Below are 17950 nucleotides of genomic sequence, written 5' to 3'. Positions count from 1 at the left end.
AAATTAAACCTGGTTGAGACGTTCGGCAATGAAGGCTACCAGCTGGCGGGCGATCTTGCCCTTGCTGGTCTGCGCGAAAACTGTTGCGTGAAGTTGACGGTCGATGACGCTGCAGGCGTTCTCCTCGCTGTTGAAGCCGATGCTGGGGTTGGCCACATCGTTGGCGACAATCAGGTCGAGGTTCTTGTCCTTGAGCTTGCGCGCGGCGTAATCGAGCAAGTGTTCGGTCTCGGCGGCAAAGCCGACGCTGAACGGGCGGTCAGGACGGGTGGAGATGCTGGCAAGAATGTCCGGGTTGCGGACCATCTGCAGCAGCAGGCCGTCACCTGTCGTAGGGTCTTTCTTGAGTTTTTGCGGGGCTACCACTTCTGGGCGGTAGTCTGCGACTGCTGCCGAGGCGATGAACACATCGCAGGGGATGGCGGCTTCACAGGCGGCAAGCATGTCGCGGGCGCTGACCACGTCGATGCGGGTGACGCGGTCGGGTGTCGGCAGATTCACCGGGCCGGTCACCAGGGTCACCTTGGCGCCAGCTTCCACGGCGGCTTCAGCCAGGGCAAAGCCCATTTTCCCCGAGCTGTGGTTGGTGATGTAGCGCACCGGGTCGATGTTTTCCTGGGTCGGGCCGGCAGTGATCAACACGTGCTTGCCGGTCAGCGACTCGCGCTTGAAAGTCTCGGCGGCGCACCAGGCCAGGTCGGTGGCTTCGAGCATGCGGCCCAGGCCGACGTCGCCACAGGCCTGGCTGCCGGAAGCCGGGCCGAACACCTGGATATTGCGGCTTTGCAGCAGCTCAAGGTTGGCCTGGGTGGCCGGGTCGCGCCACATTGCCTGGTTCATCGCCGGGGCCACGGCCACGGTGGCATCGGTAGCCAGCACCAGGGTGGTCAGCAGGTCATCGGCGACACCCTGGGCCAGGCGCGCGAGCAGGTCGGCGGTGGCTGGGGCAATCAGTACCAGGTCGGCCCACTTGGCCAGCTCGATATGGCCCATCGCCGCTTCGGCAGCAGGGTCCAATAGGTCCATGTGCACCGGGTGGCCGGACAGGGCCTGCATGGTCAGCGGGGTGATGAATTCGGCCCCGCCACGGGTCATGACGACGCGCACTTGGGCGCCGTGTTCCAGGAGTCGGCGAACCAGCTCGGCACTCTTGTAGGCGGCAATGCCGCCGCCGACGCCGAGAACGATGCGCTTCCGATACAGCCGCTGCATAGGCTTGCCTTTTGCTCAGTGATTGCACGCGGCGACGACGCCTCCCCAGGCCGGTTCGTCGCGTAAAAATGAGCGGCTAATGTAGCACAGGGCTCAAACCGGGAGCAGTAACCGAAAGACAGAGGGAATTGTCATGAGTATCAGGGATTGGCCTGCGGCGGAGCGCCCGCGGGAAAAACTGCTGGAGTCGGGGGCGGGTAACCTGTCGGATGCCGAGCTGCTGGCGATTTTTTTGCGCACCGGGGTGCGTGGGCGTAGCGCGGTCGACCTGGCCAGGCATCTGCTCGGGCGCTTCGGCAGCCTGCGCGGGCTGCTGGAGGCAGACAGCCGCAGCTTCAATGGCGAGCTCGGCCTGGGCCCGGCAAAGTTCGCCCAGTTGCAGGCCGTGCTGGAAATGTCCCGGCGCCACCTGGCCGAGGGCCTGCGGCGCGATTCAGCCCTGCAGAGCCCGCAGGCGGTCAAGGACTACCTCAAGGCGCGCCTGCGCCACGAGCCGCATGAGGTCTTCGGTTGCCTGTTTCTCGACAGCAAGCACCGGGTGCTGGCCTTCGAGGCGCTGTTCCAGGGCTCGATCAACAGCGCCAGCGTCTATCCGCGGCAGGTGATCAAGCGCGCCCTGGCCCATAACGCCGCGGCGTTGATCCTCTGCCACAACCATCCTTCAGGCGTGAGCGAGCCCAGCGATGCCGACCTGGTCCTGACCCGGCGCCTGACCAAGGCGCTGGACATGATCGAAGTGCGCGTGCTCGACCACTTCGTCATCGGCGACGGCGAGCCACTGTCGATGGCCGAGCACGGCTGGCTCTAGCGCGAGGTGCTGACCCCGGCGAAGTCCTGGCGACCGAACGGGCTGACCTGGTAACCCTGGACATCCTGGCGCGCCAGTACGGCGGCGGTCGGGTGGGCCAGGGGCAGCCACAAGGCCTGCTGCTGAATCAGCGTCTGCGCCTGTTGGTACAGACGGCTGCGCACGCTCTGGTCATTGGTGGTCTTGCCGGCGCTGATCAACTGGTCGAGGCGCTGATCGCAGTAACGGGCGAAGTTGGTCCCGGACTTGACCGCCGCGCAGGAAAACTGCGGGCTGAGGAAGTTGTCCGGATCGCCGTTGTCACCGGCCCAGCCCATGAACAGCAGGTCGTGCTCGCCAGCCTTGGCCCGGCGGATCAGCTCGCCCCATTCGATCACGCGGATTTCAGCCTTGATGCCGATCTTGCCCAGGTCGGCCTGCAGCAATTGCGCGCCGAGGCTGGGGTTGGGGTTGAGCAGGCTGCCTTGCGGGCGGGTCCAGATGGTGGTGCTGAAGCCGTCCTTGAGGCCGGCCTTGGCCAGCAGGGCCCGAGCCTTGTCGAGGTTGGCCGGATAGCCTGGCAGGTCCTTGGCGTAGCTCCAGGTGTTGGGCGGATACGGGCCATTGGCGGCGACGGCGGTGCCTACGAACACGGCCTTGAGGTAGCTGGCCTTGTCGAAGGCGAGGTTGATGGCCTGGCGTACTTCCGGCTTGTCCAGCGGTGCGTGCTGGCTATTGATGGCGACGAAAGCGGTCATGAAGGCTTCGGTCTTTTCCACCTTGAGGGTCGGATCCTCGCTGGCCGCGGCGATATCCAGCGGTTTCGGCGACAGGGCGATCTGGCATTCATTGCGCTTGAGCTTTTGCAGGCGCACGTTGGCATCGGGGGTGATGGCGAAGATCAGCGGGTCGACGCCCGGCTTGCCGGCAAAGTAGTCCGGGTTAGCGCGGTAGCGGATCACCGCGTCCTTCTGGAAACGATTGAACACAAACGGCCCGGTGCCGATCGGCTGGCTGTTGAGTTTCTCCGGGGTGCCGGCCTTGAGCAACTGGTCGGCATACTCGGCAGAATAGATCGAGGCAAAGCCCATGCTCAGGGTGGCCAGGAACGTGGCGTCGGGATGGTCGAGGGTAAAGCGCACGGTCAGCGGGTCGACGGCCTCGATCTGCTTGATCAGGCTGGGTAGCTGCAGCGACTGGGCGTGCGGATAGCCGCTCTGGGCGATCTTGTGCCAGGAATGGGCGGGGTAGAGCATGCGCTGAAAACTGAACAGCACGTCGTCGGCATCCAGCGTGCGCCCGGGCTTGAAGTAGCCGGTGCTATGGAACTTTACCCCCGGGCGCAACTTGAACTCATAGATCAGGCCGTCTGGCGAAACCGTCCAGCTTTCGGCCAGGCTCGGCACCACCTGACCCTGGCGCGCATCGAACTCAACCAGGCGGTTCATCAGTACGTCGGCCGAGGCATTGGTGGTGGTCAGCGAGTTGTACTGGACCACGTCGAAGCCTTCGGGGCTGGCTTCGGTGCACACACTCAGCGCAGCCGCCTGGGCGAAAGCCGGGCCGAGCAAGGTGGCGAACAACAGGGGTAGAGCGGCAGCACGCATGGGGATTCCTTGGCTGATCGATGGCCCATCTGCCAGTGCAGTCTGGAAAAGTCCTACCCTAGTGTGCCGTGAGACAAATGACCATATCCTTTTTTGCCGATCGAGCGACGGGCGGTCGACAGCCGGCCGGGCCAGTGGTTATGCTGGTCCGGCGTGTCGAACAGCAAGTCAAAGCACATCTTCTGTTGTTGTGCTCTGGTCTTTCTGGTATAAAGCAGCGCTCTTTTCTAGGGGCTCGGCTTGTCGCATCTGCTGACCGAGTCGATAAGACCCTGAAGAAACACGGCGCCTGGCGCCAAAGACTGAGAGATTAAGCGGCCAACCCATGCCGGGTTGGGCATGTGGTTTTAGAGGGCTGAGGCATGTCGAGAGTCTGTCAAGTTACCGGTAAGGGTCCGGTAACCGGGAATAACATTTCCCACGCAAACAACAAAACCCGTCGTCGTTTCCTGCCGAACCTGCAGCATCATCGCTTCTGGGTCGAGTCCGAGAAGCGTTTCGTGCGTCTGCGCGTATCTGCCAAAGGCATGCGTATCATCGACAAGCGCGGCATTGATGCCGTTCTGGTCGACATTCGCCGTAACGGCGCTAAGGTCTAAGGGAGAGAATCATGCGTGAATTGATCCGTCTGGTGTCGACCGCTAATACCGGCCACTTCTACACCACCGACAAGAACAAGCGCACCACTCCGGACAAAATCGAAATCAAAAAATTCGATCCGGTTGTTCGCAAGCACGTGATCTACAAGGAAGCCAAGATCAAGTAATTGATCCGGCTGACGAAAAAAGGGCCCGTATCTCAGGATACGGGCCCTTTTTTTATGCCGCTTTGAAATTAGCTGAAATGAAACGACTGGATGATGCCTTCGTCGTTAGCAATCACCTGGATACGGCTCGGGTCGTACTCGCGGGTGGAGAACTCACCCGCACCGACCACGCGAGCGCGGCCGGTCAGTTCGCTGATGTAGGCCTTGGCACTAGGTACATAGCGGGTGCCGACAAGGTGATTGATGTGTTGCAGGGCTTCTTCGTTGGTCATGGCGTTGCTTCCTTTCATTGAGTACATACCCAATTGGGCAGCGCCATGCTCCGTCGGTCAGGTCCAGCTCGAGTGGTAGTTATTTACTTCTGCTCGAACATCACATAGATCTTGCGGCACGGCTCCAGCACTTCCCAGGTGCCCTTGAAGCCCGCCGGGATCACGAAGCGGTCGCCCGCGCGCAGGGTTTTTGCCCCGCCTGCCTCGTCGCGAAGCACCGAGACGCCTTGAACGATCTCGCAATACTCGTGTTCGGTGTAATTGACGGTCCATTGACCGACTTCGCCTTCCCAGACGCCGGCGGCGAATTGTCCGCAAGGGCTGGCATAGTGGTTATAGACGGCTTGATCCGGTTCGCCCTTGAGTATCTTTTCCGCGGCAGGACGGTAGCGTTCAGCCTCGGTCAGCACTTGGGCGAAGTCGATGATCTGGTCAATGCGCATGATCGGGTCCCCTTTTTGTTGTTTAATAAAATGAACATCAGTAGGTGTTTGGTGTGATTATGTCAAATATATTGAAAATTAGGGCGTCGGTGGTTTAGGGTGGCAGGTGCCTGTGCGCCTGTGTCGCCCAGCCAGAATTTTCGACAGTGCCCCCAAGCCCTCGCGCGGCACTGCACCTTAACAAGAGGAGGAGTTTCGTATGACCACCCTGACTCGTGCGGACTGGGAACAGCGTGCCCAGCAACTGAAGATCGAAGGCCGTGCTTTCATCAATGGTGAATACACCGCTGCCGTTTCCGGCGCCACGTTCGAGTGCCTCAGCCCGGTCGACGGACGCCTCCTGGCGCAGATCGCCAGCTGTGACGAGGCCGACGCCAACCGCGCCGTTGAAAACGCCCGTGCCACCTTCGCCTCTGGCGTCTGGTCGCGCCTGGCCCCGGCCAAGCGTAAGGCCACCATGATTCGTTTCGCCGCGCTGCTCAAGCAGAACGTCGAAGAGCTGGCCCTGCTGGAAACCCTGGACATGGGCAAGCCGATCAGCGACTCGCTGAACATCGACGTGCCAGGCGCCGCCCAGGCCCTGAGCTGGAACGGCGAAGCGATCGACAAGATTTACGACGAAGTCGCCGCTACCCCGCACGACCAGCTCGGCCTGGTGACCCGCGAGCCGGTGGGCGTGGTTGCCGCCATCGTGCCGTGGAACTTCCCGCTGCTGATGGCCAGCTGGAAACTCGGCCCGGCCCTGGCCACCGGTAACTCGGTGGTGCTCAAGCCTTCGGAAAAATCACCGCTGACTGCCATCCGTATCGCCCAACTGGCGATCGAGGCCGGCATCCCGGCGGGCGTACTCAACGTGCTGCCAGGCTATGGCCACACCGTTGGCAAGGCCCTGGCCCTGCACATGGACGTCGATACCCTGGTGTTCACCGGTTCGACCAAGATCGCCAAGCAGCTGATGATTTACGCGGGTGAGTCGAACATGAAGCGCGTCTGGCTGGAAGCCGGCGGCAAGAGCCCGAACATCGTCTTCGCTGACGCCCCCGACCTCAGCGCCGCCGCCGAAGCTGCCGCCAGCGCCATCGCCTTCAACCAGGGCGAAGTCTGCACCGCAGGTTCGCGCCTGCTGGTCGAGCGCTCGATCAAGGACAAGTTCCTGCCGCTGGTGCTCGAAGCACTCAAGGCCTGGAAGCCGGGCAACCCGCTTGACCCAGCTACCACCGTCGGTGCTCTGGTCGATACCCAGCAGATGAACACCGTGCTGTCCTACATTGACGCTGGCCACAGCGATGGTGCCAAGCTGCTGGTGGGCGGCAAGCGCATTCTCGAAGAAACCGGCGGCACCTATGTCGAACCGACCATCTTCGACGGCGTGACCAACGCCATGAAGATCGCCCAGGAAGAGATCTTCGGCCCGGTCCTGTCGGTGATCACCTTCGACACCACCATCGAGGCGATCAACATCGCCAACGACACCCCATACGGCCTGGCTGCCGGTGTGTGGACCGCCGACATCTCCAAGGCGCACCTGACCGCCAAGGCCCTGCGTGCCGGTAGCGTGTGGGTCAACCAGTACGATGGCGGCGACATGACCGCACCGTTCGGCGGCTTCAAGCAGTCGGGCAACGGCCGTGACAAGTCGCTGCACGCGCTGGACAAGTACACCGAGCTGAAGGCGACCTGGATCAAGCTGTAAATCCAGACGGACCTGTCGCGGGGCAAGCCCTCTTCCACAGTGTGGGAGCGGGCTTGCCCCGCGATTTTTTTGCGAGGAAGACGCCGATGCGTTGGGGAACCTATTTCGCCGTGCTGGCGGCCGTGCTCAGTGTCGGCCTGGCCCTGGGCGTCAGTATGCCGCTGGTGTCGTTGCGCCTGGAGGGTTGGGGCTACGGCAGCTTTGCCATTGGTGTGATGGCGGCGATGCCGGCCATTGGCGTGCTGGTCGGTGCCAGCCTGTCCAGCCGTCTGGCCGCGCGTTTTGGTACGCCGGGGCTGATGCGCCTGTGCCTGTGGGCAGGGGCGTTGTCTATCGGCTTGCTGGCGTTGCTGCCGAGCTATCCGTTGTGGCTGGCCTTGCGCCTGTTGATCGGGATCATCCTGACTATCGTGTTCATCCTCGGCGAAAGCTGGATCAACCAGCTGGTGGTCGAGCAATGGCGCGGGCGTCTGGTGGCGCTGTATGGCAGCAGTTATGCCTTGAGCCAGTTGGCCGGGCCATTGTTGCTTGGCGTGGTGGGTTCGGAGGATGACCTGGGCTTCTGGATCGGTGCCGGTCTGCTGATTGCCGCGCCATTGGTGCTGCTCGGGCGCGACGGTGCACCGAGTGCCGAAGCCTGCAGCGTGACCTTCACCGACCTGTTCGGTTTCTGCCGGCGATTGCCGGTGATCGCCTGGGCTATTGCCCTGTTTGCTGCCTTCGAGGCGATGATCCTGACCTTGCTGCCGGTTTATTGCCTGCAGCAGGGGTTCACTACCGAAATCGCCCTGTTCATGGTCAGTACCGTGGTGGTCGGTGATGCGCTGCTGCAACTGCCGATCGGCGCACTGGCCGACCGCATGTCGCGGCGCACGCTGTTCAGTGGCTGTGCCTTGACGCTGCTGGCTTCGAGCCTGGCAATCCCGCTGGCGCTGCAAACGCCGCTGATCTGGCCTTTGTGGGTGTTGTTCGGCGCCAGTGCCGGCGGCCTGTTCACCTTGTCGCTGGTGCTGATTGGCGAACGCTACCGCGACGACGCACTGGTGCGCGCCAATGCTCATGTTGCGCAGCTGTGGGGCATCGGTTGCCTGATCGGACCGCTGGCGGCAGGGGCGGGCAGCCAATGGGTCAGCGGGCATGCGCTGCCGCTGTTCATGGCCGTGGGGGCCTTTGGCCTGGTGCTGCTCGCGCGGCGGCCCAATGCTTTTGAGCCGGCGCCGGTCTAGAGCATCCTCTCCAGGCCCACAGCCTTGCTGATCCAGGCGTTGAAGCGCCGCCACAGACCGCCGGGCTCGGTGGTCAGGGTGTGCAGGCGGTGGTTGTCCTCGGTCACCCAGACCAGCTGGCCATCGACCAATTGTGGCTGGTAGCTGACCGCCGGGGCCATACCCTGGGCGGCTAGCTCGCGGGTGTATTCGGCCAGTTCAGGGCTGTCGACCAACACCCCGACCTCGGTGTTCCACAGCACCGAGCGTGGGTCGAAGTTGAACGAGCCAATGAAGGTCTTCTTGCGGTCGAAGACGATCGCCTTGCTGTGCAGGCTCGAGTCCGAGCTGCCATGAAAGCGCAAGCCGCGGCGCGAGCCCGGATCGCCTGGCTGGCGGCGTAGTTCATACAGGTGCACGCCGTGCTCTAGCAGTGCCTTGCGATAGGGTGCATAGCCGCCATGCACCGCCGGCACATCGGTGGCTTCCAGTGAATTGGTCAGCAATTTTACCGATACGCCTTTGTCGGCATGGCTGGTCAGGTAGAGCAGGCCGGACTCGCGGGGCACGAAATAGGCCGAGATCAGGATCAGCTCGTGCTGGACGTTGTTCAGGTCCGGTGCCAGCTGTTGGGTCATCAGCAGTTGCGGGTCCGGCTCGTCACGGGCCAGTACCTTGCTCGGCGCGTCCCAGAGCGCCTGGTTATGGGCCCAGATCAGCTCGTTGCGCCACACGTCGAGGCGCGGCCGGGCTTGATAGGCCATCAGCCGCTCATACAGAGCCTTGCGCTTGACCCGCGCATCGGCCAGTGACGCCTCAAGGCGCTGGCGGCTGTTGCGCAGGTCGTCGGCATCGGGTTGGGTGAACAGAAAATCGCCAATCGGCCTGCTCAGCGCGCTGTTCCAGTACTGGTCGAAACTGTGCCCCAGCTGTTCGGCCACCGGGCCGACGCCGAGCAGGTCGATGTCAGTAAAGTTGAGGTTGGGTTCGGCATCGAAATACTCATCGCCCAGGTTGCGCCCCCCGACAATGGCCATGCTGTTGTCCACCAGCCACAGCTTGTTGTGCATTCGCCGGTGCTGCAACGACAGGTTGAACAGCCGGCCCATGGCCCGGGTTACGCCAGTGCTGCGGCCCAGGTGCAAGGGGTTGAACACGCGGATGTGAATGTTCGGATGCGCGGCCAGGGTGCCGATCATTTCGTCGAGGCCATCGCTGGTGGTGTCGTCGAGCAGGATGCGCACGCGCACCCCGCGGTCGGCGGCCTGCAGCAGCTCGTGCACCAGCGCGCGGGTGCTGAGGCCGTCGTGGACGATGTAGTACTGCAGGTCGATGCTCGACTGGGCGTTGCGAATCAGCTCGGCGCGGGCGCGGAAGGCTTCGTTGCTGTTGGGCAGCAGGCGAAAGCCGGAACGCCCGTCATAGGCCGAGGCCTGGCGCTGCACTGAACGGCCAAAGGCCGAGTCACTGGCCGGCAGCGCCTGGCTGACTTCCCGTGGCTGGCTGACGCTGGCGCAGCCGCCCAGGCCGAGCAGTAGCGACAGCAGTAGTGGCAGCACCCGCTGGCTTTTCAAAAAGATCGTCCTGTTACAACTGAGGCGTAAGAATATGGACCGCGAGCGGCGGCGCAAAGTTACCCGGCGCCGTGCTCCTGGGCCAGTAGACGAATGGCGGTTTCGCCAACCTTGCGCACTGCCGCTTCGATTTCGGCACTGGGGCGTGCGGCGAAGTTCATCCGCAGGCAGTTACGGTACTTGCCCGAGGCCGAGAAAATACTGCCGACAGCAATCTGCACGCCCTGCCCAAGTAAAGCCCGGTTCAGGCGCAGCGTGTCGAAACTTTCCGGCAATTCCACCCACAGCATGAAACCACCCTGGGGCCGGCTGGCGCGGGTGCCCGGTGGAAAGTAGCGGGTAACCCAGTCGCTCATCTGGTCGCGCCCGCGCTGGTACTGGCTGCGCATGCGCCGCAGGTGCGGCTGGTAGTGGCCGCCTTCGATGAAGTCGGCAATTGCCAGTTGCGGCTGGGTGGCGGTGCAGCCGGTGCTGATGTACTTCATGTGCAGCACCCGCTCCAGATACCGTCCCGGGGCCGCCCAGCCAATGCGCAGGCCTGGCGCCAGGGTCTTGGAGAACGAGCTGCAGAGCAGCACTCGACCGTCCTCGTCGAACGACTTGATGGTCCGCGGTCTGGGATAGGTGTAGGCAAGGTCGCCATACACATCGTCTTCCAGGATCGCTACGTCGAAGCGTTGCGCCAGGGTCAGCAAGGCCTTCTTGCGCGCCTCGGGCATGATGTAGCCGAGCGGGTTGTTGCAGTTCGGGGTGATCTGGATGAGCTTGATCGGCCATTGCTCCAGGGCCAGTTCCAGGGCTTCGAGGCTGATCCCGGTGAGCGGGTCGGTGGGGATCTCCAGGGCCTTCATGCCCAGGCCCTTGAGGGTTTGCATGGCGCCATGAAAGCTGGGCGAATCCACCGCGACGATATCGCCAGGCTGGCACACCGCGCGGATGCTGCTCGACAGCGCTTCGTGGCAACCGGTAGTCACCACCAGGTCGGCCGGGCTCACAGTGCAGCCGGAGTCGAGCATCAGCCGGGCGATCTGCTCGCGCAGGGCGCGGGTGCCAGAGATGGTGTCGTAATACAGGCCGGGCATGTCCTGGCGCCGGCTGAGCTGGGCCAGGCTGCGCAGCAGCGGCTTGAGAGTCGGGCTGTCGATATCGGGCATGCCGCGGCCCAGTTGCACCACGTTTTTATTCGGCTCGCTGCGGATCAGCTCGATGACCTGCTCCCATTGGGAAATATCCACCGGCCGTTGTGCCGGGCGGCTGACATCGGGGAGGGCGGGCAGGCTGCGGTTGTTGGGCACGAAGTAGCCGGATTTTGGCCGTGGTGCGGCCAGGCCGTTGTCTTCCAGCAGGCGATAGGCCTGCTGCACCGTGCTCAGGCTGACACCATGTTCGATGCTCAGGGCGCGTACCGAAGGCAAGCGGTCGCCGGGACGGTATAGGCCTTGTTCGATACGGGCACCGAGCAGCTCGGCGAGGTTGATGTACAACGTCATGGCATACTCCGGAAAACGACTACAGCAACAGACCAATACAGATGAGGAAAAAATACAGCATTCAGTAGGAAATCTGCCAATTCTGTATGGAAATAATAGTCGGTCTTTGGATCTGTAATGGTTTTGCCTTGACGCGCATGCTTTCTCCACGGTTCACACACCCTGGAGGTAACAAGCAATGAGCGGCATGAGCGATGTGCGCCTGAAACTGTATGCCGAAGAACTGAGCCGCGAGCAGCGTACCCAGCTGTTCAGTGCGCCCACCGGTCTCAGTCGCTGGGGCCTGATGGCGCACCGTTGGCATACCCGCAGGGCACTACTGGCGCTGGACGCAGCGCAACTGCGCGACGTCGGCCTGACTCCTGAGCAGGCCCGTGAGGAAGGCTTGAAGCCGTTCTGGAGGTCTTAGACCAGCTCTTTCATCCGATGCCAGAGCATGCCCAGGGCCAGCAGCGGCGAGCGCAGGTGTTTACCGCCCGGGAAGGTGATGTGCGGCACCCGCGCGAACAAGTCGAAGCGCCCGCTGTGCTGGCCACTGATGGCTTCACCGAGCAGCCTGCCGGCCAGGTGCGTGGCATTCAGGCCGTGGCCGGAGTACGCCTGGGCGAAGTACACGTTGGGCTGGTTGGGTAGGCGGCCGATCTGCGGCAGGCGATTGGCACCGATGCCGATCATTCCGCCCCATTGATAGTCGATGCGCACATCGGCGAGCTGCGGGAACACCTTGAGCATTTTCGGCCGCATGTAGGCGGCGATGTCTTGCGGATCGCGTCCGGAGTAATGACAGGCACCGCCAAACAGCAGCCGGCGATCGGCCGACAGACGGTAGTAGTCGAGGGCCACGCGCTGGTCGCAGACGGCCATGTTTTGCGGCAGCAACTGGCTGGCCTGGGCTTCGCTCAGAGGCTCGGTGGCGATGATGTAGCTGCCGGCGGGCAGCACCTTGCCACCGAGTTCGGGGTTCAGGTCGTTAAGGTAGGCGTTGCAACCGAGCACCAGGGTGCTGGCCAATACCGAACCTTGCGCGGTGTGCACGCGCACCTGCTGGCCATAGTCGATGCGCGTCACCGCAGACTGCTCGAACAGGCGCACGCCCAGCTTGCCAGCCACCACGGCCTCGCCCAGGGCCAGGTTGAGCGGGTGCAAATGCCCGGAGCCCATGTCGATCAAGCCGCCAACGTAGCGGTCCGAGCCGACCACGCTGTGCATCTGCTCCGGCGCTACCAGGCGTAGCTCGTGGCGGTAACCGAGGTTGCGCAGTTCTTCGGCATCCTCGGCGAAACCTTGCAGGTCGCGCGGTTTGTTGGCCAGGTCGCAGTAACCCCAGGTCAGGTCGCACTCTATGCTGTGCCGCTCGATACGCTCGCGGACGATGTCTACCGCTTCCAGGCCCATCAGCTTGAGCTCGCGCACGCCGTCGCAACCAAGGATCGACGTGAACTGCTCAAGGCCGTGGCCGACGCCACGAATAAGCTGCCCGCCGTTACGCCCACTGGCGCCCCAGCCGATTTTGCGCGCTTCCAGCAGGATCACATTGAGGCCGCGCTCGGCCAGTTCGATCGCCGTGTTCAGCCCGGAAAAACCACCGCCGACAATACAGACGTCGCAACTCAGTTCGCCCTGCAGCTGTGGATAATCCGCTTGTGGGGCGCTGCTGGCAGCGTAGTAGGAAGCGGTGTGCGAGGCGGGCTGCTGAACGCCGGCGTTCATGGCGATGTCCTGGTTCTGAGTGTTTGGAAAATTTTACGCAGGATAAGCTGCGCTTTCAGGGGTGGGCAACCGTAGGGCAAAATAGAACGCCAGACTTCTTTGCCGCAGGCCGCCATGAGTTGCAACAGCCACAAGATCCGCTTCCTGCGCGAGCAGATCCCGTCGTTTGAATGTGTGCCGGGCTGTCACGACTGTTGCGGGCCGGTCACCACTTCGTCAGAAGAAATGGCCCGCCTGCCGCGCAAGAGCGCCGCCGAGCAGGAAGCCGCGCTGGCGGAACTGAACTGCGTGCACCTGGGCCCCAACGGTTGCACCGTGTACGAAGAGCGGCCGCTGATCTGCCGCCTGTTCGGTACCACGCCGAAGCTGCCATGCCCCAATGGCCGCGGCCCGGCCGAGATGATCGATCCGCAGGCCGAGAAGCTGGTCCACCAGTACATCGCCAGCACCCGCCAGGTGCTGGTCTGAACCTCAGTCCGGAATCGGCAGGTTGAGGCTTTCCTTCACCTCTTCCATGACGATGTAGCTCTTCGACTCGCGCACATGCGGCAGCTTGAGCAGGATGTCGCCAAGCAGCTTGCGGTACGAGGCCATCTCGGAAATCCGCGCCTTGACCAGGTAATCGAAGTCGCCCGAGACCAGGTGACACTCGAGCACGTGCGGCAACTTCAGCACGGCACGTCGGAACTCTTCGAAAGTGTCGCCCGACTTGTAGTCGAGGCTGATCTCGACGAACACCAGCAGGCTGCCCTTCAAATGCTGCGGATTGAGCCGGGCGTTGTAGCCCATGATGATCCCTTCGCGCTCCAGGCGCCGGACCCGCTCGGTGCAGGGGGTGGTCGACAGGCCGACCTTTTCGCCCAGTTCAGTAAACGAGATGCGTCCATCGGCCTGCAGGATGCGCAGGATATTGCGGTCGATCTTGTCCAGTTCACGCTTGCTTTGGTGCTGGGTTCTCATAGTGGATGCCCCTCCGTAAAAGCCAACCTTGCCGAGAATTCTCGCCAAATATAGGCTTTTATATAGTGAAAAGCACTGGTCATACCTTCCTATACTGCGCGCATCTACGCCATTAACAACAAATGTCAGCGGTACGCTGCGTCGAGGGTAATAAACATGCGAGTTCTGGTACTTGGTAGCGGTGTGATCGGAACCGCCAGTGCCTACTATCTGGCACGGCAAGGGTTCGAAGTCGTCGTGGTCGACCGTCAACCGGCAGTCGCCATGGAAACCAGCTTTGCCAACGCCGGCCAGGTCTCGCCTGGTTACGCTTCGCCCTGGGCTGCCCCGGGCGTGCCGCTCAAGGCCATCAAGTGGCTGCTGGAGCGCCACGCGCCCCTGGCCATCAAGGCCACCGCCGACATCGACCAGTACCTGTGGATGGCGCAAATGCTGCGCAACTGCACCGCCAACCGTTACGCGGTGAACAAGGAGCGCATGGTGCGCCTGTCCGAGTACAGCCGTGACTGCCTCGACGAGCTGCGCGCCGAAACCGGCATTGCCTACGAAGGCCGTACCCTGGGTACTACCCAGCTGTTCCGCACCCAGGCGCAACTGGACAACGCCGCCAAGGACATCGCCGTCCTCGAGCAGTCCGGCGTGCCGTACGAAGTCCTCGACCGCGAAGGCATTGCCCGCGTCGAGCCGGCCCTGGCCAACGTGACCGATATCCTTGCCGGCGCCCTGCGCCTGCCCAACGACCAGACTGGCGACTGCCAGCTGTTCACTACCCGCCTGGCGGAAATGGCGATCAAGCTTGGTGTCGAGTTCCGCTTTGGCCAGGACATTCAGCGCCTGGACTACGCCGGTGATCGCATCAACGGTGTATGGATCGACGGCAAGCTGGAAACCGCCGACCGCTACGTGCTGGCCCTGGGCAGCTACTCGCCGCAGTTGCTCAAGCCGTTGGGCATCAAGGCCCCGGTCTACCCGCTCAAAGGCTACTCGCTGACCGTACCGATCACCGATCCGGCCATGGCCCCGACCTCGACCATTCTCGACGAAACCTACAAGGTCGCGATCACCCGTTTCGACAACCGCATCCGCGTCGGCGGCATGGCTGAAATCGCAGGTTTCGACCTGTCGCTGAACCCGCGTCGGCGCGAAACCCTGGAGATGATCGTCAACGACCTTTATCCTCGTGGCGGCGACCTGAGCCAGGCCAGTTTCTGGACCGGCCTGCGCCCGACCACCCCGGACGGTACGCCGATCGTCGGTGCTACCCCGTTCCGTAACCTGTTCCTCAACACCGGTCACGGTACCCTGGGTTGGACCATGGCCTGCGGTTCCGGTCGCCTGCTGGCCGACCTGATTGCGCGCAAGAAGCCGCAAATCAGCGCTGAAGGCCTCGATATCTCTCGCTACGGAAAACACCAGGAGCCTGCCAAGCATGTCAGTCCAGCGCCAGCTCACCAATGAGCGCATGAGCCAGATCGTTACCCACAACGGCACCGTGTACCTCGCGGGCCAGGTCGGTGACGACATGAACGCCGGGATCGAGCAGCAAACCCGCGAGACCCTGGCCAACATCGAGCGCCTGCTGGACCTGGCCGGCACCGACAAGAGCCGCCTGCTTTCGGTGACCATCTATCTCAAGGACATCGACGCGCATTTTCAGGGCATGAACGCGGTGTGGGACAAGTGGCTGCCAAAAGGCGTCGCCCCGGCCCGTGCCACCGTTGAAGCCAAGCTGTGCGAGCCGGAAATCCTTATCGAGCTGTCGGTGGTCGCCGCACTGCCGTAATACCCGATCCCTCACCCGGTGCCGCCGGCGGCCGACCAGCTGCCTTCGAGCACCGGGCTTTTTACTTCTAACCAGACTGCCCAGAAGGCTGCCGTCATGCGTCCCGCCCGTGCCCTGATCGATCTTCAAGCCCTGCGTCACAACTATCAACTTGCCCGCGAACTGACCGGAGCCAAAGCCCTGGCCGTGATCAAGGCCGATGCCTATGGTCACGGTGCCGTGCGTTGCGCCCTGGCCCTGGAGCAGCACGCCGATGGTTTTGCCGTGGCCTGCATCGAAGAGGCGCTGGAGCTGCGCGCAGCCGGGATCAAGCCGCCGGTGCTGTTGCTCGAAGGCTTCTTTGAAGCCAGCGAACTGCAACTGATCGCCGAGCATGACCTGTGGTGCGTGGTGCATTCGCTGTGGCAACTGGAGGCTATCGAACAGGCGCACCTGAGCAAGCCGATTACAGTCTGGCTCAAGCTCGACTCGGGCATGCACCGGGTTGGCCTGCATGCCAAGGACTACCAGGCCGCGTACCAGCGCCTGCTGGCCAGCGGCAAGGTTGCGCGCATCGTGCTGATGAGCCACTTCGCCCGTGCCGATGAGCTCGACAGCGAGGCCAGCAACGAACAACTGGCGGTATTCCAGGCCGCACGCCAGGGCTTGAGCGCCGAGGTCAGCCTGCGCAACTCGCCGGCCGTGCTCGGTTGGCCGAACATGCCCAGCGACTGGGTGCGCCCGGGCCTGATGTTGTACGGCGCCACGCCGTTCGAAGTGCCCCAGGCTCAAGCGGCGCGCCTGCAGCCGGTGATGACCGTGCAATCACGGGTGATCAGCGTGCGTGAGCTGCCAGCCGGCGAGCCGGTAGGCTACGGTGCCAAGTTTGTCAGCCCGCGGCCGACCCGGGTTGGTGTGGTGGCCATGGGTTACGCCGATGGCTACCCGCGCCAGGCGCCAAACGGTACGCCGGTGCTGGTGGCCGGCAAACGTACCCAGCTGATTGGCCGGGTATCGATGGACATGCTCTGCATTGACCTCACCGACGTGCCTGAAGCGGGCCTCGGCAGCCCGGTGGAACTGTGGGGCAAAAACGTGCTGGCCAGCGAAGTGGCCATGCACGCTGGCAACATCCCTTACCAGATTTTCTGCAACCTCAAGCGCGTACCGCTGGACTACAGCGGCGATTAAGGCGCCAAAGCGGACAGGCTGCGGGTCGAAGTGTTGTAAATACTGAACGCTGTTGCGATGATAACGTTCAATTTCGACCCCACTCGTTCGTTTAGGAGGGCTCCAGCTTTGGACGTCGGTGAACGACTGCAAGCCATACGCAAGCTCAAGGGCCTGTCACAGCGTGAACTCGCCAAACGTGCGGGCGTCACCAACAGCACCATCTCGATGATCGAGAAGAACAGCGTCAGCCCTTCCATCAGCTCGTTGCGCAAGGTGTTGAGCGGTATTCCGATGTCCATGGTCGAGTTCTTTTCCGAAGAGCTGCAACCGGAAAACCCCACCCAGATCGTCTACAAAGCTCACGAGCTGATCGACATTTCGGACGGCGCGGTGACCATGAAACTGGTCGGCAAGGCGCACCCGAGCCGGGCCATTGCCTTTCTCAACGAGGTTTACCCACCGGGTGCCGACACCGGCGAAGAAATGCTCACCCACGACGGCGAAGAAACCGGCATCCTTCTTGAAGGTCGTCTCGAACTGGTAGTAGGCCTGGAAACTTTCATCCTCGAAGCGGGCGACAGCTACTATTTTGAAAGTACCAAGCCGCACCGTTTCCGCAATCCTTACGATGAGCCGGCCCGGCTGATCAGCGCGGCGACTCCGGCCAACTTCTAGCGGGTATTGCGCGGCGGATTGTCGCGGCTAAGACCCTTTGGACACTAGGGTTGTTTCGGTGAGGCAGGGTTCCCGTTATACTTGCGCCGCCTGCGAAACCGTGGCCGCGGGCGTGACTAGCCACCATGAGGGTGTACGCGTGAATCTAATCAAGAAAATGCTGGCCGTACCAGCTGCCGTATTGGCCCTTTGGGCAGTCAGCGCTCAAGCTGCGACCAACGACGACATCGCCAAGCGACTGGAACCGGTCGGCCAGGTGTGTGTTCAGGGGCAGGAATGCAAGGGAATGGAAGTCGCAGCCTCTGCTGCTGGCGGCGGTGCCAAGACCCCGGATGAAATCATCGCCAAGCACTGCAATGCTTGCCATGGCAGTGGCCTGCTCGGCGCGCCGAAAATCGGCGATACCGCCGCCTGGAAAGAGCGCTCCGACCACCAGGGTGGTCTGGACGGCATCCTCGCCAAGGCCATTACCGGCATCAACGCCATGCCGCCGAAAGGCACCTGCGCCGACTGCTCGGATGACGACCTGATGGGCGCCATCAAGAAGATGTCCGGCCTGTAAGCCCAGCGCTTGCCCAACAAAGCCCGCCGCGTGCGGGCTTTGTGCTTTTTAGCGCTGGC

At 62.7% G+C, this 17950-nt stretch carries 20 protein-coding genes; 12 read left to right on the top strand and 8 right to left on the bottom strand.

What is annotated here, in order from left to right; all coding sequences use genetic code 11:
- Positions 1 to 3: 3 nt before the first annotated feature.
- Entirely contained in the window at positions 4 to 1212 is a 1209-nt protein-coding gene (gene coaBC / locus LOY22_RS26290) for a bifunctional phosphopantothenoylcysteine decarboxylase/phosphopantothenate--cysteine ligase CoaBC (RefSeq protein ID WP_045199598.1), read from the bottom strand.
- A 133-nt stretch (positions 1213 to 1345) separates the two neighbouring features.
- Here coaBC and radC point away from each other — a divergent pair, with 133 nt between their 5' ends.
- Positions 1346 to 2020: a RadC family protein gene (gene radC / locus LOY22_RS26285; protein ID WP_010225870.1), complete on the top strand. Its 675-nt coding sequence runs from the start codon at positions 1346 to 1348 to the stop codon at positions 2018 to 2020.
- Here radC and LOY22_RS26280 read toward each other — a convergent pair.
- Positions 2017 to 3606, bottom strand: coding sequence for an ABC transporter substrate-binding protein (locus tag LOY22_RS26280; protein WP_258595508.1), 1590 nt, complete (start codon positions 3604 to 3606; stop codon positions 2017 to 2019). The genes radC and LOY22_RS26280 overlap by 4 nt on opposite strands.
- 362 nt (positions 3607 to 3968) lie before the next feature.
- On the opposite strand from LOY22_RS26280, the gene rpmB reads away from it, so the two are divergent.
- Both rpmB and rpmG read left to right on the top strand, forming a co-directional pair.
- Positions 3969 to 4205: a 50S ribosomal protein L28 gene (gene rpmB, locus LOY22_RS26275; protein ID WP_010225868.1), complete on the top strand. Its 237-nt coding sequence runs from the start codon at positions 3969 to 3971 to the stop codon at positions 4203 to 4205.
- Between the two features lie 11 nt (positions 4206 to 4216).
- Positions 4217 to 4372 carry a 50S ribosomal protein L33 gene (gene rpmG / locus LOY22_RS26270; RefSeq protein WP_010225867.1) on the top strand — a complete coding sequence of 52 codons (156 nt, stop codon included), beginning with the start codon at positions 4217 to 4219 and terminating at the stop codon, positions 4370 to 4372.
- Between the two features lie 68 nt (positions 4373 to 4440).
- Here the strand turns inward: rpmG and LOY22_RS26265 are convergent, their stop codons facing one another.
- Both LOY22_RS26265 and LOY22_RS26260 read right to left on the bottom strand, forming a co-directional pair.
- Positions 4441 to 4644 carry an I78 family peptidase inhibitor gene (locus LOY22_RS26265; RefSeq protein WP_195885316.1) on the bottom strand — a complete coding sequence of 68 codons (204 nt, stop codon included), beginning with the start codon at positions 4642 to 4644 and terminating at the stop codon, positions 4441 to 4443.
- Between the two features lie 83 nt (positions 4645 to 4727).
- Entirely contained in the window at positions 4728 to 5087 is a 360-nt protein-coding gene (locus LOY22_RS26260) for a cupin domain-containing protein (protein WP_045199603.1), read from the bottom strand.
- 199 nt (positions 5088 to 5286) lie between these two features.
- Between LOY22_RS26260 and LOY22_RS26255 the strand changes: the two genes are divergently transcribed.
- Both LOY22_RS26255 and LOY22_RS26250 read left to right on the top strand, forming a co-directional pair.
- Positions 5287 to 6780 carry an aldehyde dehydrogenase gene (locus LOY22_RS26255; RefSeq protein ID WP_258595505.1) on the top strand — a complete coding sequence of 498 codons (1494 nt, stop codon included), beginning with the start codon at positions 5287 to 5289 and terminating at the stop codon, positions 6778 to 6780.
- An 86-nt stretch (positions 6781 to 6866) separates the two neighbouring features.
- Positions 6867 to 8006 carry an MFS transporter gene (locus LOY22_RS26250; protein ID WP_045199607.1) on the top strand — a complete coding sequence of 380 codons (1140 nt, stop codon included), beginning with the start codon at positions 6867 to 6869 and terminating at the stop codon, positions 8004 to 8006.
- Here LOY22_RS26250 and LOY22_RS26245 read toward each other — a convergent pair.
- Positions 8003 to 9559 carry a phospholipase D family protein gene (locus tag LOY22_RS26245; protein ID WP_258595503.1) on the bottom strand — a complete coding sequence of 519 codons (1557 nt, stop codon included), beginning with the start codon at positions 9557 to 9559 and terminating at the stop codon, positions 8003 to 8005. The genes LOY22_RS26250 and LOY22_RS26245 overlap by 4 nt on opposite strands.
- A gap of 59 nt (positions 9560 to 9618) precedes the next feature.
- Positions 9619 to 11049 (bottom strand): PLP-dependent aminotransferase family protein, encoded by a 1431-nt coding sequence (locus tag LOY22_RS26240; protein ID WP_093378042.1) that lies wholly within the window; start codon positions 11047 to 11049, stop codon positions 9619 to 9621.
- A gap of 178 nt (positions 11050 to 11227) precedes the next feature.
- Here LOY22_RS26240 and LOY22_RS26235 point away from each other — a divergent pair, with 178 nt between their 5' ends.
- Positions 11228 to 11458: a DUF1127 domain-containing protein gene (locus tag LOY22_RS26235; protein ID WP_045199613.1), complete on the top strand. Its 231-nt coding sequence runs from the start codon at positions 11228 to 11230 to the stop codon at positions 11456 to 11458.
- Here the strand turns inward: LOY22_RS26235 and LOY22_RS26230 are convergent.
- Positions 11455 to 12759, bottom strand: coding sequence for an FAD-binding oxidoreductase (locus tag LOY22_RS26230; protein ID WP_213602890.1), 1305 nt, complete (start codon positions 12757 to 12759; stop codon positions 11455 to 11457). The genes LOY22_RS26235 and LOY22_RS26230 overlap by 4 nt on opposite strands.
- A 114-nt stretch (positions 12760 to 12873) precedes the next feature.
- Between LOY22_RS26230 and LOY22_RS26225 the strand changes: the two genes are divergently transcribed.
- Positions 12874 to 13227 carry a YkgJ family cysteine cluster protein gene (locus LOY22_RS26225; protein ID WP_038998046.1) on the top strand — a complete coding sequence of 118 codons (354 nt, stop codon included), beginning with the start codon at positions 12874 to 12876 and terminating at the stop codon, positions 13225 to 13227.
- Positions 13228 to 13230: 3 nt separating this feature from the next.
- Here the strand turns inward: LOY22_RS26225 and dadR are convergent, their stop codons facing one another.
- Complete coding sequence (dadR, locus tag LOY22_RS26220) at positions 13231 to 13719, bottom strand: transcriptional regulator DadR (protein WP_008366790.1); 489 nt, start codon at positions 13717 to 13719, stop codon at positions 13231 to 13233.
- Between the two features lie 156 nt (positions 13720 to 13875).
- On the opposite strand from dadR, the gene dadA reads away from it, so the two are divergent.
- The 5 genes from dadA to LOY22_RS26195 all read left to right on the top strand — a co-directional run bounded on the left by dadA (position 13876) and on the right by LOY22_RS26195 (position 17891).
- Complete coding sequence (gene dadA, locus LOY22_RS26215; RefSeq protein WP_045199621.1) at positions 13876 to 15177, top strand: D-amino acid dehydrogenase; 1302 nt, start codon at positions 13876 to 13878, stop codon at positions 15175 to 15177.
- Positions 15149 to 15502: a RidA family protein gene (locus LOY22_RS26210; protein WP_010225843.1), complete on the top strand. Its 354-nt coding sequence runs from the start codon at positions 15149 to 15151 to the stop codon at positions 15500 to 15502. Before dadA ends, LOY22_RS26210 begins: the two co-directional genes overlap by 29 nt.
- Before the next feature lie 96 nt (positions 15503 to 15598).
- Complete coding sequence (alr, locus tag LOY22_RS26205; protein ID WP_093378051.1) at positions 15599 to 16672, top strand: alanine racemase; 1074 nt, start codon at positions 15599 to 15601, stop codon at positions 16670 to 16672.
- Positions 16673 to 16780: 108 nt separating this feature from the next.
- Positions 16781 to 17329 carry a cupin domain-containing protein gene (locus LOY22_RS26200; protein WP_010225839.1) on the top strand — a complete coding sequence of 183 codons (549 nt, stop codon included), beginning with the start codon at positions 16781 to 16783 and terminating at the stop codon, positions 17327 to 17329.
- Between the two features lie 157 nt (positions 17330 to 17486).
- Complete coding sequence (locus LOY22_RS26195; RefSeq protein WP_045199625.1) at positions 17487 to 17891, top strand: cytochrome c5 family protein; 405 nt, start codon at positions 17487 to 17489, stop codon at positions 17889 to 17891.
- Positions 17892 to 17950: the final 59 nt, after the last annotated feature.

It is taken from the genome of Pseudomonas sp. B21-035 (genome assembly GCF_024748945.1).
GTDB lineage: Bacteria > Pseudomonadota > Gammaproteobacteria > Pseudomonadales > Pseudomonadaceae > Aquipseudomonas.
The sequence above is the reverse complement of the archived record's forward strand: the minus strand, read 5'-3'. Positions and strand labels throughout refer to the sequence as shown.

What these genes read in the sequence shown, in the direction of transcription:
- coaBC (WP_045199598.1), bottom strand. Translation starts at nt 1,212, where the DNA reads ATGCAGCGGCTGTATCGGAAGCGCATCGTTCTCGGCGTCGGCGGCGGC.
- radC (WP_010225870.1), top strand. Translation starts at nt 1,346, where the DNA reads ATGAGTATCAGGGATTGGCCTGCGGCGGAGCGCCCGCGGGAAAAACTG.
- LOY22_RS26280 (WP_258595508.1), bottom strand. Translation starts at nt 3,606, where the DNA reads ATGCGTGCTGCCGCTCTACCCCTGTTGTTCGCCACCTTGCTCGGCCCG.
- rpmB (WP_010225868.1), top strand. Translation starts at nt 3,969, where the DNA reads ATGTCGAGAGTCTGTCAAGTTACCGGTAAGGGTCCGGTAACCGGGAAT.
- rpmG (WP_010225867.1), top strand. Translation starts at nt 4,217, where the DNA reads ATGCGTGAATTGATCCGTCTGGTGTCGACCGCTAATACCGGCCACTTC.
- LOY22_RS26265 (WP_195885316.1), bottom strand. Translation starts at nt 4,644, where the DNA reads ATGACCAACGAAGAAGCCCTGCAACACATCAATCACCTTGTCGGCACC.
- LOY22_RS26260 (WP_045199603.1), bottom strand. Translation starts at nt 5,087, where the DNA reads ATGCGCATTGACCAGATCATCGACTTCGCCCAAGTGCTGACCGAGGCT.
- LOY22_RS26255 (WP_258595505.1), top strand. Translation starts at nt 5,287, where the DNA reads ATGACCACCCTGACTCGTGCGGACTGGGAACAGCGTGCCCAGCAACTG.
- LOY22_RS26250 (WP_045199607.1), top strand. Translation starts at nt 6,867, where the DNA reads ATGCGTTGGGGAACCTATTTCGCCGTGCTGGCGGCCGTGCTCAGTGTC.
- LOY22_RS26240 (WP_093378042.1), bottom strand. Translation starts at nt 11,049, where the DNA reads ATGACGTTGTACATCAACCTCGCCGAGCTGCTCGGTGCCCGTATCGAA.
- LOY22_RS26235 (WP_045199613.1), top strand. Translation starts at nt 11,228, where the DNA reads ATGAGCGGCATGAGCGATGTGCGCCTGAAACTGTATGCCGAAGAACTG.
- LOY22_RS26230 (WP_213602890.1), bottom strand. Translation starts at nt 12,759, where the DNA reads ATGAACGCCGGCGTTCAGCAGCCCGCCTCGCACACCGCTTCCTACTAC.
- LOY22_RS26225 (WP_038998046.1), top strand. Translation starts at nt 12,874, where the DNA reads ATGAGTTGCAACAGCCACAAGATCCGCTTCCTGCGCGAGCAGATCCCG.
- dadR (WP_008366790.1), bottom strand. Translation starts at nt 13,719, where the DNA reads ATGAGAACCCAGCACCAAAGCAAGCGTGAACTGGACAAGATCGACCGC.
- dadA (WP_045199621.1), top strand. Translation starts at nt 13,876, where the DNA reads ATGCGAGTTCTGGTACTTGGTAGCGGTGTGATCGGAACCGCCAGTGCC.
- LOY22_RS26210 (WP_010225843.1), top strand. Translation starts at nt 15,149, where the DNA reads ATGTCAGTCCAGCGCCAGCTCACCAATGAGCGCATGAGCCAGATCGTT.
- alr (WP_093378051.1), top strand. Translation starts at nt 15,599, where the DNA reads ATGCGTCCCGCCCGTGCCCTGATCGATCTTCAAGCCCTGCGTCACAAC.
- LOY22_RS26195 (WP_045199625.1), top strand. Translation starts at nt 17,487, where the DNA reads ATGCTGGCCGTACCAGCTGCCGTATTGGCCCTTTGGGCAGTCAGCGCT.